This is a genomic window from Streptomyces sp. NPDC059524, from assembly GCF_042749255.1.
Lineage (GTDB): Bacteria > Actinomycetota > Actinomycetes > Streptomycetales > Streptomycetaceae > Streptomyces > Streptomyces xanthii.
Map to the genome: position 1 here is coordinate 34302 of NZ_JBHYTK010000040.1, position 12579 is coordinate 46880.

Annotated in this window: 13 protein-coding genes and 2 pseudogenes; 7 read left to right on the plus strand and 8 right to left on the minus strand. The window is 69.2% G+C overall.

The features are described 5' to 3' along the window. A pseudogene (locus ACFW9D_RS14355) lies at positions 1–413 on the plus strand (hypothetical protein); the annotation flags it as partial. A 66-nt stretch (positions 414–479) separates the two neighbouring features. On the opposite strand, the gene ACFW9D_RS14360 reads toward ACFW9D_RS14355, so the two are convergent. The 3 genes from ACFW9D_RS14360 to ACFW9D_RS14370 form a co-directional block, all read right to left on the minus strand. Next, a complete protein-coding gene (locus ACFW9D_RS14360) occupies positions 480–1331 on the minus strand; it encodes a dienelactone hydrolase family protein (RefSeq protein ID WP_384621676.1) in 852 nt (283 codons plus the stop codon). A 243-nt stretch (positions 1332–1574) separates the two neighbouring features. After that, entirely contained in the window at positions 1575–2303 is a 729-nt protein-coding gene (locus tag ACFW9D_RS14365) for a cysteine hydrolase family protein (protein ID WP_384621679.1), read from the minus strand. Further along, complete coding sequence (locus ACFW9D_RS14370) at positions 2303–2887, minus strand: isochorismatase family protein (RefSeq protein ID WP_384621681.1); 585 nt, start codon at positions 2885–2887, stop codon at positions 2303–2305. The genes ACFW9D_RS14365 and ACFW9D_RS14370 overlap by 1 nt, the downstream gene beginning before the upstream one ends. Positions 2888–2993: 106 nt before the next feature. Between ACFW9D_RS14370 and ACFW9D_RS14375 the strand changes: the two genes are divergently transcribed. Next, entirely contained in the window at positions 2994–4037 is a 1044-nt protein-coding gene (locus ACFW9D_RS14375) for a GlxA family transcriptional regulator (RefSeq protein ID WP_384621683.1), read from the plus strand. 331 nt (positions 4038–4368) lie between these two features. Here the strand turns inward: ACFW9D_RS14375 and ACFW9D_RS14380 are convergent, their stop codons facing one another. From ACFW9D_RS14380 to ACFW9D_RS14390, 3 genes are all read right to left on the minus strand, one after another. Then, positions 4369–4761 carry a hypothetical protein gene (locus ACFW9D_RS14380; RefSeq protein ID WP_384621686.1) on the minus strand — a complete coding sequence of 131 codons (393 nt, stop codon included), beginning with the start codon at positions 4759–4761 and terminating at the stop codon, positions 4369–4371. A 180-nt stretch (positions 4762–4941) separates the two neighbouring features. Continuing rightward, positions 4942–5853 (minus strand): NAD-dependent epimerase/dehydratase family protein, encoded by a 912-nt coding sequence (locus ACFW9D_RS14385; protein ID WP_384621689.1) that lies wholly within the window; start codon positions 5851–5853, stop codon positions 4942–4944. Positions 5854–5874: 21 nt separating this feature from the next. Further along, on the minus strand, positions 5875–6687 hold the full coding sequence (locus tag ACFW9D_RS14390; RefSeq protein WP_384621692.1) for an SDR family NAD(P)-dependent oxidoreductase: 813 nt from the start codon (positions 6685–6687) through the stop codon (positions 5875–5877). Positions 6688–6873: 186 nt separating this feature from the next. Between ACFW9D_RS14390 and ACFW9D_RS14395 the strand changes: the two genes are divergently transcribed. Beyond that, on the plus strand, positions 6874–7578 hold the full coding sequence (locus ACFW9D_RS14395; RefSeq protein WP_384621695.1) for an IclR family transcriptional regulator: 705 nt from the start codon (positions 6874–6876) through the stop codon (positions 7576–7578). A 55-nt stretch (positions 7579–7633) separates the two neighbouring features. Here the strand turns inward: ACFW9D_RS14395 and ACFW9D_RS14400 are convergent, their stop codons facing one another. Beyond that, positions 7634–8806, minus strand: coding sequence for an epoxide hydrolase family protein (locus ACFW9D_RS14400; RefSeq protein WP_384621697.1), 1173 nt, complete (start codon positions 8804–8806; stop codon positions 7634–7636). A 102-nt stretch (positions 8807–8908) separates the two neighbouring features. On the opposite strand from ACFW9D_RS14400, the gene ACFW9D_RS14405 reads away from it, so the two are divergent. After that, positions 8909–9475: a CGNR zinc finger domain-containing protein gene (locus tag ACFW9D_RS14405; protein WP_384621700.1), complete on the plus strand. Its 567-nt coding sequence runs from the start codon at positions 8909–8911 to the stop codon at positions 9473–9475. A gap of 202 nt (positions 9476–9677) precedes the next feature. Here ACFW9D_RS14405 and ACFW9D_RS14410 read toward each other — a convergent pair whose 3' ends face one another. Then, the gene (locus ACFW9D_RS14410; RefSeq protein WP_384621704.1) at positions 9678–10259 is read right to left on the minus strand and encodes a hypothetical protein; all 582 of its coding nucleotides are present in this window, start codon (positions 10257–10259) and stop codon (positions 9678–9680) included. A gap of 44 nt (positions 10260–10303) precedes the next feature. On the opposite strand from ACFW9D_RS14410, the pseudogene ACFW9D_RS14415 reads away from it, so the two are divergent. The 3 genes and pseudogenes from ACFW9D_RS14415 to ACFW9D_RS14425 form a co-directional block, all read left to right on the plus strand. Further along, positions 10304–10540: pseudogene (locus ACFW9D_RS14415) on the plus strand (IS5/IS1182 family transposase); the annotation flags it as partial. A gap of 318 nt (positions 10541–10858) precedes the next feature. Next, entirely contained in the window at positions 10859–11794 is a 936-nt protein-coding gene (locus ACFW9D_RS14420; RefSeq protein ID WP_384621707.1) for a hypothetical protein, read from the plus strand. 345 nt (positions 11795–12139) lie between these two features. Beyond that, positions 12140–12579, plus strand: a 440-nt coding sequence (locus ACFW9D_RS14425) for an ATP-binding cassette domain-containing protein (RefSeq protein ID WP_384621710.1), incomplete at its 3' end; no start/stop codon positions are given.

Consider the following 12579-nt stretch of genomic DNA (forward strand, 5'->3'; position numbering starts at 1 on the left):
GGTCCGGACAGCCGTCGTACGGGGCGACCGAGACACACCTGCGGTCGGCGTTCGCCGTGCTGCAGGCCTACGACCCGAAGAACTCACGCGAGGAGGTCTTCTACGAACAGGCCGTCGGCAACCTCAACGACATCGCCGCCCAGCGCCGCGCCCGCATCACCATGGCCGAGCAGGAACTCCCGCCTCTGCTCCAGGTGTTGGCATTCGGCGGCGCGGCCGTCCTCATCCCGCTGACCTTCCTCTACGGCATGCGCAGACTGCGCGTCCAGATCCTCTTCGTCGCCTCCGTCGCAGGCCTGGTCGGCTTCAGCCTGCTCCTCGTGCTCGTCCTCGACCGCCCCTTCGCCGGCGATCTCAGCATCAGCCCCGCTCCCTTCCGGGAGGGTGCACTCGCCCAGTACTGGACGCCGTGACCACGTCGGACGAACCCGTCGCGTCCACGTCTCAAGTCCTCACCACAGCGTCCGAGCGGCACGCACTCATCCGGTCCCGCCGGTCCCGGCGGTCGTGCTGTCGGGGTCGAGGAGGCGTTGGCGGAAGTGGTCGAGGACCTGGTCGAGTGCGCGACGGGTGGGTTGACCCGGTTCGTCGATGAGGTGCTCGGTCAGGACGGAGTGCGGGCGGATGAGGCCGTCCGGGTTTGCCGCGCTGTCGTCGAGTTCGACCGCGATGAACGAGTCGCCGAGCTTTTCGCGCAGGAAGGCGAACCGGGCGTCGGGGACGAGCCGGTCGCCGCGGAAGCGCGTACCGAGGACGGTCAGGCCGGACGCGCAGCGCTTCTGGACGGTGCGCAGGTCGTCCGGGGAAATGTCGATCGAGCTGCGGTTGCGGTCGTTGACGGCCAGCGGGAGGGACGGCTGACACAGCACGGGGGCGAGGAGGCGGTCGTCCGTGGCCATGGCCAGGGCGAAGCCACCGGTCAGGCACATGCCCACGGCTCCCACGCCCGGTCCCCCGCACCGCTCGTGCTCGCGCGCGGCGAGGGCACGCAGCCAGGTGACGACAGGGGAGGTTCGGCCGGCGGCCAGGGTGGTGAACTCGCGGCTGACACAGATCTGGACGGCGGCGCGCAGGCCGGTCCAGGCGGCGCCGGTCCAACCGTGCGCCTGCGGGTCCGGGTCGCGTCCGGCGACGCCGAACAGGTGGGGCATCACGACCGTGCAGCCGATGTCCCGGACCCGTCGGGCGAACTCGGCGACCTTCGGGGTGATTCCCGGGATCTCCGCCATGACGATCACGGCTGGTCCCGTCCCCGATCGCAGCACGGTGTGGGTGCGATCCCCGTGCGTGAACGGTTCGCGGCGGAAGTCTGTCAGAGCGTCATCGGCCATGTGTCCTCCTGGCATGGGGGAAGGGTTCCGTAGCTCTGACATGCGAGCGCAGTGGGGCGTGATCACATCAAGCAGTGATGTTACCCATAAGTAGGCCGCATGGACGGCCACCTCGGTGGATGTCTACGACATCCCGAGATCGCCACCCGGCGGCTGGTGCGGCACGGGGAACAGGCGCCCGGGCCCTGGGCGCCTTCCCTCGGTGATGCTCGTGGTTCCTGTGGTGCCGGTGGTGCTCTGTGGCTACTTGATGTCGCGCTGCTTGGGCACCACGACGCCGAAGCGGTCCTGGATGGTGGCGAGTGCGGACTCGTGCACCTGCTTCGCCGGGATGCCGCGGGGGTTGCCGTTCACGGGAAGCGGGCGGGTGGCGGAGGCGTCGCCGACGACGGTCGGGTTGTAGCCGGCGTAGACGGCGCCCTCGGTGGTGAAGAGGGTGCACATGTGCGTCATGAAGCCGGAGATGATGACGTTCTTGCGGCCGGTCTTCCTGAGCTCCTCGTCGAGGTTCGTGTCGTGGAAGCCGTTGGGGACGGCCTTCTCGACGACGGCCTCGCCCTTGACGGGCTCGAGGTCGGGGATGATCTGCCCGGCCTTCGACTTGAGGTCGTAGCCCTTCTCCACGATGTGGATGACCGGCGTGTGGGCCTTGCGGGCGCGCTCCAGGAGTGCCCTGGTGCTCTTGACGGCCTCACGCCAGCCGGTGAGCTCCATCGCGCCGTCGGTGTAGACGTTCTGGTAGTCCACGAGGACCAGCGTGGCGTTCGACAGCTTCGCCGGCGTCTCGTCCAGTTTCATCAGCTGACGCAGCGTCGTCGTGTCCTTGGCATAGTTCTTCTCGTGGCTCTTCTCGCTGCGCTGCTCACCGCTGTCGGTGCGGGTGGCGGCCGCGGAGCTGCCGCCACAGGCGGAGACGGTGGCCGCGAGGACGGCTGCGGCACCGAGCACGGCGGCGGAACGGAGCAGCTTCATCAGACGATCTCCTTCTGGGACACGACGACGACCCCGTACAGGTCGGCGATGGTGGCGAGAGCTCCCTGGTGCACCTGCTCGGCGGGCACGTCGGTGCCCGCGACCGGAAGCGAACGGGTGGCGGTGGCCTCGGCCACGACAGTGGGGCGGTGGCCGCCCAGGAACGCGCCCTGCGCCGTGAACGCGACGCACATGTGTGTCATCCAGCCCGCGATGACAACGTCCTGGCCCTCGGTGAGGTGCGTGGCGAGGGCCGTGCCGACGAACGCGTTCGGGACCTGCTTGACCACGACGGGCTCGCCGTCGACCGGCGCGACCTTCGGGTGGATCTGGCCGATCTCGGCCCTGATGTCGTACGGGGTGCCCTCGCCACCGTCGTTGATGACGTGGACGACCTTGGCGCCCGCCGCACGGGCCCGCGCGAGGAGCTGCGCGGCGGCGTCGAGGGACGCCTCCCAACCGTCGAGCTCCATCACGCCCTGGGTGTAGGTGTTCTGGAAGTCGATGAGGATCAGCGTCGAGCCGTCCAGCTTCGCGGGCGTCTCGTCGAAGCCGTTGAGCTCGCGCAGCGTGGTTCGGGACATGGGTGTACCGCCTTCGGATCACAGATGGGAGACGCGCCCCGGAGCGTTCGCCGGGCCACGTCTGCAACGCTATGACCCAGCCCCGACGTCGGCAATGACGTCTAACATGCAGATACCGACATGCCGTGACGTGCAGAGAGTGGGAGGGTCCGTGCCGGACACCGCCAGACGACTCATCGTGATCGTGCTCTTCGAGGGCGTCGACCTGCTCGACGTGACCGGACCGCCCGAGGTGTTCTCACTGGCGCTGCGCGAGACCGAGGAGGCGGCGGGCTACCGGGTGCTGCTGGCCGCCGAGACCCTGGACCCGGTCACCACCGGCGCGGGGGTGCGCATCCTTCCGGACATCACCTTCGCGCAGGCCGCCGCGGGCACCATCGACACGCTCCTGGTTCCCGGGGCGGTGGAGCTCGACGAGGAACGCCGCGCCCACCCGCTCGTCGACCCGGATCTCGTCGAGTGGGTAAGGGTGCTGGCCGAGCGCACGCACCGGATCACCTCGGTGTGCGTGGGCGCGCACCTGCTCGCGGCCGCCGGACTGCTCGACGGCAAGCGGGCCACCACGCACTGGTCCACCGCACAGCAACTGGCCGCCGACCACCCGGCCGTACAGGTCGACGCCGACCCCATCTTCATCCGCGAGGGCAACGTGTGGACGGGCGCCGGGATCAGCGCCTGCCTCGACCTGTCGCTCGCGCTGATCGCCGACGACCTCGGCGAGGCGGTGGCCCTGCGCGTGGCGCGCCAGCTGGTGATGTACCTGAAGCGGCCCAGCGGCCAGAGCCAGTTCAGCGTGCCGCTCGAACAGGTGTCGACGACGCGGCGCATCGAGGATCTGCGCCATCACATCCTCCGGCACATCGACGAGCCGCTCACGGTGGTGGATCTGGCCGCGTACGCGCACGTCAGCGACCGGCATCTGACTCGCCTGTTCAAGACCGAGCTCGGGACGACCCCGCACGCGTACATCGAGTCGGTCCGGGTGGAGAAGGCCCGCCACGAGCTGGAGTCGTCGGACGCCACCCTGGAGCGTGTCGCGACGCTGTGCGGGTTCGGTACGACGGACACGCTCGTGCGGGCCTTCCGCCGACGCCTGAACACGACACCGACGGAGTACCGCCGCCGGTTCCGGGTGCCTCAAGTCCCTTGACGCACAAGGGCGTTCACACCGTGACGCGCCAGCCCCTGACCGCGCCGGCAAGGGCACGCGACTCGTCCCTCTGCGAGCCTCTCCCATCACCTGGCCCGGGGTTCCCGTTCCCGGCTTGCTCTCGAGGTCCCGTTGGGTTCGTCCGTGGGCTCCGTGTCGTACCGTGTCGTGTCGTGTCGTGTCGCGGGGCAACTTCTCCGACCGCAGGCCGCCGGCGGCCGTGAGCGCGCCCCGCTCCGTGGCCGAATCGGCTCGCCTGCGGGCAGCCACACAGTCTGCCCTCTACTCACCGAAGACCAGAGGGCAGAGGGCAGTCGTCTTCGGCGCGCTCCTATCCACTACGCCGAAACCTGTACGGGGAACCGACCGACCCGGTGGGTGTGGCCGTCAGGGCATCGCCGTCGACCGTGACATCGAGGCTGGACGGCACCGTGACGGAGATACACTGCGAGCCCTGAGGAAACGCGATGCGGAAGCGCTTGCCACCACCGCCGGAATCCTTCCTCCGCGTCACCGCGGCGGCGCCGCACAGACGCATGGGCGCGGTGCCGAGGGTGGCCTTGCCGTCCTCGCCCACCCGGATCGAAGCGGCGTCCCCGAAGTCGTCGTACCCCGCCGGTTGCGTACCGTCCGCCGTCCACTCACCGACGACCGGATCGAGCTCGCCCGAGGCGGAACCCGAGCAACCGACCAGCACCCCCGCGATCACGGCGAGTACACCCATAGAAGTCCGACGCACAGCTCTCCCCCATCGTCCGGCGCACCTCCCTCATCCTGACGCACAGAGCCGCGCGCCGGTCGCGCTACGCACAACAACTCCGATCCGCCCAGGGGAGGCGACTGATTGCAGGCTGTATGTCTTGCCTGCTCCGTGGCTGTGTGTCCGCGGAGCACCCCTGCCGTGTCAGCTCGAGGCCATGACGGTGTCGATGAGTGCTTTCACCGCACGGGGGCAGTCGTTCCGGGTGAACCCGAGGCGACGCACGTCCTCGGGGTCGGGTTCGTAGGCCAGGGTGTTGCCTCGCCCCTGGACGATGGACGGGTCCGGCTGCAGCGGATGCTGCTCGTCGCGCTCGCCGATGACTCGCTTGCCGCCTGCGGCGTCGACCAGCATCTGGAAGAACTGCCGGTAGGACATGTTCTGATCACCGATCAGATACGCCGCGCCGGATTCGCCGTGGAGCAGGGCTCCCCGAACGGCCTGGGCCAGGGATTCGGCGGACATGTAATTGGTGCCGCCCGGCGGGGCGAAGTCGGGGATGCCCGGCTCGTTTCCGGCGGCCCACGACACCATCCGACGGTAGCGCCGGGCAGAGGCGCCGGGAACGGCCCCGATGATGGAGGGCGGGTTGAGGGTGCAGACGGTGAACGACGCGTCAGCGAGGGCTCGCGCGCCTTCGTCGGCCGCCTTGCGCGCCGCGATGTAAGGGTTGCTCTCGGCCAGGTCCGGGCGCAACTGGTGGTAATAGCTGCCCACTTGGACGAAGTGGCTCACACCGGCCTGCTTGGCCAGTGCTGCCATGCGGGGAACCCCGGCACGCTGAGTGTTCTCCCAGAACGTCGTGGTGTCGTCCTCGGGGTTCTTGTGCCGCACGTCCTGGCCGGCGGCGAACACGATGCCGTCGAAGGGAGCGAGCTGCTCGGCCGTGAAGGTGGGCACGGTGTAGTCGCCGGCCAGGTGAGGGAAGTCGGCGACCGGGGAGTCGTCGGGGGCCGGTCCGCGGCCGGCGACCGTGACGGAGTGGCCGTGGTCGCGCAGATGGAGTGCGGCGTGGGCGCCGATCATGCCGGTTCCACCGATGATCAGGATCTTCATGGACAGCTCCGTTCGATGGGGTCAGGGGAGGCGCGGGCGGTTGGTCCAGCCGCCGGAGCGGCGCGGGAACCAGCCGCCCGTGGCGTGGGTTCCGCCGTCGACGTGGATGGTCCCTCCGGTGACGAAGCGCGACAGGTCGGAGGCGAGGAAGAGCGCGACCCCGGCGACGTCGTCGGGTTGTCCCGGCCCGCCGAGCGGGGACCACGTCGGCCACAGGTGCCGGTCCTCGTGCGGAACGATGTCCTCGTACGGAACCTGGGGCGTTTCGACGAGGTCGGGGGCTATCGCGTTCACCCGGACACCTGAGGGGCCGATCTCGGCGGACAGCGACCGGGTGAACCCGGTGAGTGCGGCCTTGTATCCCGAGTAGACGGCGTGGCCCGGGATGGCGCGGTGAGCCTCGACCGTGGTCAGGTTGATGATGGAGCCGCGGCGCCGCTCGGTCATGCCGGGCAGCAGGGCGTGGGTGAGGCGCAGTACGTGCGCGAAGTTGATCTCGTGCAGTTCGTCCCACAAGGCGGGCGAGTTGGCGGCGAAGGTGTGCGGCGGCTGCACGAAGTGCCCGACGTTGTTGACCAGCACATCGGGCCGGTGCTCGACCAGCCCGTCCGGACACGCGGTCCGCACGTCCCATTCGAGGCAGGTGATCGAGCCCCCTGCGGAGGAGTCGAACGTGCACTGCGTCATCGGTTCGATGTCGGCGACCAGGACGTGCGCACCGTGTGCGGCGAAAGCCCGCGCGACGGCGGCGCCGATACCGGTGGCCCCGCCGGTCACCACGGCACGCCGGCCGGCCAGCAGGGCCCCGGGCGTGAGGCAGTTGGGTTCGGTCATGACCGGAGTACAGACCATGGATGCCGGACAGGGACACCGCTCTTCCCGATAGGCGGAAACAATCGGTCGCCGAAGGCCTGGACCCGTCCTACGGTTCAGGCCGACGACGCGTGCGGTGCCACCGGTCCGGAGCACCGCTCTCGCGCCGGTGACGATGCGGGGCTGCTGGAGCGGGGAGGCAGGAAGATGACCACGCGTGCGCAGGGCACTGGCGGCCCCCCGGTCGGCGTGATGCAGCGTGCTGCGCTGATCCTCGACGCCCTCGACGGCGCGGAACCCCTGAACCTGTCGCAGATCTCCGCGGCCACCCGACTGCCGCTGTCCTCGACCCATCGTGCGCTGGAGCAGTTGATGGCGTTGCGCTGGGTGCACCGGGTCGGCAAGGACTACCAACTGGGCATGCGCCTGCTCGAATTGGGGTCGGCGGCCTACCACCAGAACGTACTGCGCAGTGCCGCCCTGCCGAGCCTGCACCGGCTTCACCGGACCACCGGCTGCGTCGTGCACCTGGGCGTCCTCGACGGCGACGAGGCCGTCTACCTCGAGAAGGTCGGCGGCGAACTCGCCGTCGGCATACCCTCTGGGGTCGGCCTGCGCATGCCCGCCCGGTCCTCGGCCATCGGCAAGGCGTTGCTGGCAGGCTCATCGAACACCACCGCACCTGACGGATCCGGTGCGCGTGAAGCACAGGTCGTGTGCGAGCACGAGAGGTGCATGAAGGGCTTCAGCTGCCTGGCCATCCCGATCGGCCCCGCCGGAGACGGCGAGACCGCCGCGATCTCGGTCTTCGGCTCGGCCGCCAAGCTCCGTACGGACCAACGCATTCGGCTGTCGGTACGGACCGCGGCAGCCGACATCGCACGCCGCATGGCACTGGCGCAACGACCCTGAGGCCAGGGGCTGATGCGGCGGCGGCGGTGGTGGAGTGATGAGTCACTGAGCCGGTTCAACGGCGGGTGCCGAGTACTGCCGTGAGGCCTTCTCGCAGGTCCTTCACGAAGTAGTCAGGGACTTCCAGCGACGGAAAATGTCCCCCGTTGTCGGGCAGGTTCCACCTGACGATCTGTCGGTAGCGTTGCTGGGCCCAGGGGCGCGGGCACTTCTCGACGTCGCGGGGGTACGCGGTGATGGCTGACGGCACGTCGACCCTCAGTTCAGGGTCCAGCGAGTTGTGGCTCTCGTAGTAGATGCGGGCGGCGGACGCGCCGGTCCTCGTCAGCCAGTACAGGGTGACGTTGTCGAGAATGCGGTCTCGGGAGATGGTCTCGAACGGGCTGTCTTCGGTGTCCGACCACTCGGCGAACTTGTCGAGGATCCAGGCGAGCAGTCCGACGGGTGAGTCGACCAGCGAGTAGCCGATGGTCTGGGGTCGGGTCGCCTGCTGCTTCGCGTACCCCGCGCGGTGGCGCCAGAAGTCGCGGGTCTCCTCGGCCCATTGCCGCTCGGTCTCCGTCAGCCCGTCCGTCGTCAATCCGGGCGGGCCCTCCGCGAACGTGGTGTGGATGCCGAGGACGTGGTCCGGGAACCTGCCGGCGAGAACCGTGGTGATGTTGCCTCCCCAATCGCCGCCGTGTGCCGCGAACCTGCGGTACCCGAGCCTGCTCATCAGTTCCACCCAGGCGGCCGCGATCTTCTCGGTTCCCCAGCCGACGGTGGCCGGTTTGTCGCTGTAGCCGAAGCCCGGCAGCGACGGGACCACGACGTGGAACGCCGGCGCATCCTCGTTCTCCGGGTCCGCCAGCTCGTCCACGAGGTGGCTGAACCGGGCAATGCTGTCCGGCCAGCCATGCGTGAGGAGCAGAGGAGTGGCGTCCGCCCGCGCTGATCGGCGATGCAGAAAGTGAATTCCCAGGCCGTCGATGGTCGTGCGGAACTGACCGATCTGGTTGAGGCGCTCCTCGAACGCCCGCCAGGTGTACCCGGTGCACCAGTAGTCCACGACGTCGACGAGGTCGGCGAGCGGAACGCCCTGGTCCCACCTCCCGGGTCCGGGTGGGGCGCGACGAACGGTCTCGGGCTCCGGCAGCCGTGCCGTGGCCAGTCGCGCGCGCAGATCGTCGAGGTCGGCGTCACTCGCGTGAGCTTCGAATGCCTGCACGTTGCTGGTGGAACGGGGCATGGCGCCTCCTGGCCGTCGTGAGCCGACTACAACCGATCGTGAACCGTCTATGCCGGTTCTACTACCCCTTCACGACACCCCGCAACCAGCTATGGTGGTTCCATGCGTTCGGGATTGCCTGACTTCCGCCTCGGCGCCGTACTGGCGACCAGCTTCACCGGGACCCTGTCCGAGCGTCACGGCGATGCCGTGGAGCGCATCCCCACGCCGCAGCGACTCGTCGACTGGCTGTCGGTGTACGACCTGACCGTGGACTCCTGCACCACCACCCAGCTCGAACTGGCCCGGGAACTAAGGGAGTCGATCCACGCCGCCGCGACAGCAGCCGCCACCCGGGAACCGCTCCCTGCGGGCGCCGTCCAGGTCATCAATGACTGCAGCACCCGAGGGCGGGCAGCGGCCACCCTGACGCCCGAGGGCAAGCGGCAATGGCAGCTCGGCTCGGCTTCCCCCGTCGAAGACGCCCTCAGCGTGATCGCCGCCGACGCGATCAGCATCATCGCCGGCGAACGAGACGGAAGACTCGCCTTGTGCGCCTCACCGACATGCCAGGCCGCCTTCTTCGACACCAGCCGAAGCCGCACCCGTAGATGGTGCGACATGAACACATGCGGAAACCGCCAGAAGAAGGCGCGCTTCAACGCCAATCGGAGGAAGGATCCGTCGTAGGGCAGATGCCGACGGGAAGGTGGACAGCTTCCCATCGGGACGACGGCCAACTCCCTCAATAGGGACGGCAGTCGAGGGCAAGGCGGACCTGAGGGCAGCCTTCGCGCCGACGAGGTTGCCGAGAACGAGTTCTGCCTCGTTTCCCGGGGCACGTACGCGGTGGGCTATCTCCACTAGGAGACCAGTGGGACCAAAGTAGACCTCAGGTGCAGACAATGGGGCAGCCCCGCCGGATCGAGTGCTGTGCAGCGCGCAGGTACACGGCCACGTAGAAGGCCGTGTCCAGGTCGTCGGTCCACGGTCCGGTTCGGCTGGTGGCCAGTTCCCTTGCTTCGTGCCGGAACCAGGTGCTCAGGTCGAGGTTGTCGCATGTCGCCGGTGTTTCGACCGGCAGATCGATGGCTGCCGCCAGCTTCTCGGCAAGGCGCAGGACCTGAGGGGCGCCGGCCACCATGGACTCGTAGTCGGCAGATTCGATGGGCACCCAGATCTCCTCATCGAGCGAGATGGGCACGAGCACGGTCCAGCCGCAGAGGACCTCCGATTCCTCCAGTGACAGGTGCGTCTCGCACAAGGCAATGAACCCGGTCATGTCTAGGGCCAGCTTCTCCTCGAAGGCTTGCCCTGATCCGGGTACGAAGTCCGGCTCTGTGGGCACGTCCTCATAGGGCGGCAGGCCCCGCCGCTCGAGTTCTGCATCGAGCGCCGAAGCAACCTCACCCCATCCGTCCTTCTCGTCATCGAACCATTCCTCCGCGCCGACGCTCACCAGATAGACACCCATATCGGGAAGCTATCTCGCGCATCTGACATCGATCAGTGAACCAAGTCATCGATGCCGACACCCGCCGCATTGTCATCGCCGGCCGGCCGGTCCCAGGCAACCTCAACGACTGCAAGGCATGGGAGTTGTCCGGCGCCAAGGAAGCGTCTGGCAAGACCGCAGTTATCGCGGACGGCGTCTACCGGGGCAAGGTCCTGCGCGACTGCCGCCTCAAGGGCGACGGTGTCGATTACGCCGTGCTCGGCGTCGCCCGCCTGCACAACCTCGCACTGGCCGACTGACAGACACCCAACAAAGCCAGTGTGTGCCGCAAGCTGCCAGCCATAGACCGATCACTATGACCGAGAGTCGCGGTCCCGCAGAGCGCTGACGCCGCTGCCATCGGCGAAGTGCCGAGAAGCATGGGCCTCACGGCGCGCATCGCGAAGCCCCCGGGTAGCCGCCGCTTCGATCCGATGCGCTTCGGGATGGAGCGGTGTGCGCCGCCGCTCCCGACGTAAAAGCACGGTCATGGCCACGGCCCGGGCCCGGCTGCGGGAGAGCGTGGCGCTCGCCTCGACCGGTCGATCGCCGTCCGAAGACACGACAGGAGAACCGGCATGAGCCAGACCCAGGACAGCCCGAACGAGACGACGAGGGCACTCGACAGCGCCGAGCTGATGGACTTCCCCGGCGCGCACGACCTGATCGCGGCGGGCCAGGTGGCACCACCCGCGGCGGGCGCGGTGCGGGCGGCACGCCTGGCCGTGACGCAGGCATCGCTACAGGACCGGCCCGACCTGCGCGGACTCACCACGGGCCCACAGCCCGAGGCGGCCGCGCCGCGGTGGCGTCGGCGCCGGCTGCTCGTCGCAGCCGCGGCGGTGCTCGCCCTGGCTGTCGGCGGCGCCGCGTATCCGGTCCTCGGACATGATCCGGCCGCCGGCGCATCGGCCGCCTCGTTCCTGTCCGACGTCGCCGACACCGCGGCGCAGGAGCCGCCGTCGACGGCCCCGTACTGGAAGGTCCGCAAGGAGGTGGTCAACGAGGACGACGGGCGGCGCACGGACACCACCTGCTTCGACCGCTCCGGACAGGTCTGGTCGGTGAACCCGGACGGCTCCGTCCAGGAACCCGGACCGAAGCTGAAGCGTTGGCTCGTCGGCGAACACCGGCTCACCTGGAAGCAGTTGAGCAAGCTGCCCGCCGACCCGCACGCACTGGCCACCCGTCTGGGCCCGGACCCCTCCCACCAGGTCGTGGCGCTCCTGGAAGACGCGCCCGTAAACCCCAAGGTACGAGCCGCCCTCTTCGAGATCCTCGCGGACCAGGACGCTGTCGAGCTCGTCGGCACGGTCGAGGACAGTCAGGGGCGCTCCGGCACGGCCGTCGAGTACACGACCGCGCCTTCGGAGTTCACCGGGCTGCGCACCACGATCCGGCTCATAATCGCACCGAAGTCCGGTGCGCTCCTGGAGTCCGCCAGCCGCACCGACGGCCGCCCCGCCGAACGCACCACGTTCCTGGAGGTCGGCCCCGCCGACCACATCGGCTGAGGCCCCGCACCGGGGCGGCCCCCGTGGCGACGGGGCCGCCCCCCTGCCCAGGACAAGACTTTGTTCAGGGTCGTCCACCCTGGCGGGGCTCTCCCCTGGTGGAGGTGCCCTTGCCCTTCGGCAGCAGCCGGGACGCTGAAAGCCGACGAGTCACAGAGGGACGAGTCCGCAGAGGGACGAGTCCGCAGACGGACGAGGGCACCCACTCCGGCGGGCATACCTGGTAGATGCGCTGCACACAGCACGTCGGCTACGGTAGGCGCATGTCTACGCCCCGAGTTTCCTAGCTGAGGACCCGCTTCCACGCCAGAAGTGTGTCCTTTTGCTTTCTCGGAGCGATACCTCATGATTACCGTTCGCGGTGTCGAGCTGCGCGCGGGCGCCTGCCTGCTGCTCTCCGACATCTCCTTCTCCGTCTCCCCCGGCGACCGGATCGGCCTGGTCGGCCGTAACGGCGCGAGCAAGACCACCCTGATGACGGCCCTGGCCGGACAGGCCAGGCCCGCCGCCGGGACGATCACGCCGACCGGACCGGTCGGCGTGCTGGCCCAGGACTCCCGCGCGGCCGACCCGGCCGTCAGCGTGACCGACCGGATCCTGTCCGCCCGCGGCCTTGACCGCGCCCTGCGCACCCTGCGCAAGGCCGAGGCCGCGATGGCGAAGGCCTCCGAGCCGGCCGCGCTGGAGCGGGCGATGAACGCCTACGCCCACGCCGACGCCGCCTTCCAGGCCGGCGGCGGGTACGCGGCCGAGTCCGAGGCCGCCCGCGTCGCGGCCGGACACGG

Coding starts and splice junctions, on each gene's coding strand:
- ACFW9D_RS14360 (WP_384621676.1), bottom strand. CDS start 1,331: ATGGCCGATGACGCTCTGACAGACTTCCGCCGCGAACCGTTCACGCAC.
- ACFW9D_RS14365 (WP_384621679.1), bottom strand. CDS start 2,303: ATGAAGCTGCTCCGTTCCGCCGCCGTGCTCGGTGCCGCAGCCGTCCTC.
- ACFW9D_RS14370 (WP_384621681.1), bottom strand. CDS start 2,887: ATGTCCCGAACCACGCTGCGCGAGCTCAACGGCTTCGACGAGACGCCC.
- ACFW9D_RS14375 (WP_384621683.1), top strand. CDS start 2,994: ATGCAGATACCGACATGCCGTGACGTGCAGAGAGTGGGAGGGTCCGTG.
- ACFW9D_RS14380 (WP_384621686.1), bottom strand. CDS start 4,761: ATGGGTGTACTCGCCGTGATCGCGGGGGTGCTGGTCGGTTGCTCGGGT.
- ACFW9D_RS14385 (WP_384621689.1), bottom strand. CDS start 5,853: ATGAAGATCCTGATCATCGGTGGAACCGGCATGATCGGCGCCCACGCC.
- ACFW9D_RS14390 (WP_384621692.1), bottom strand. CDS start 6,687: ATGACCGAACCCAACTGCCTCACGCCCGGGGCCCTGCTGGCCGGCCGG.
- ACFW9D_RS14395 (WP_384621695.1), top strand. CDS start 6,874: ATGACCACGCGTGCGCAGGGCACTGGCGGCCCCCCGGTCGGCGTGATG.
- ACFW9D_RS14400 (WP_384621697.1), bottom strand. CDS start 8,806: ATGCCCCGTTCCACCAGCAACGTGCAGGCATTCGAAGCTCACGCGAGT.
- ACFW9D_RS14405 (WP_384621700.1), top strand. CDS start 8,909: ATGCGTTCGGGATTGCCTGACTTCCGCCTCGGCGCCGTACTGGCGACC.
- ACFW9D_RS14410 (WP_384621704.1), bottom strand. CDS start 10,259: ATGGGTGTCTATCTGGTGAGCGTCGGCGCGGAGGAATGGTTCGATGAC.
- ACFW9D_RS14420 (WP_384621707.1), top strand. CDS start 10,859: ATGAGCCAGACCCAGGACAGCCCGAACGAGACGACGAGGGCACTCGAC.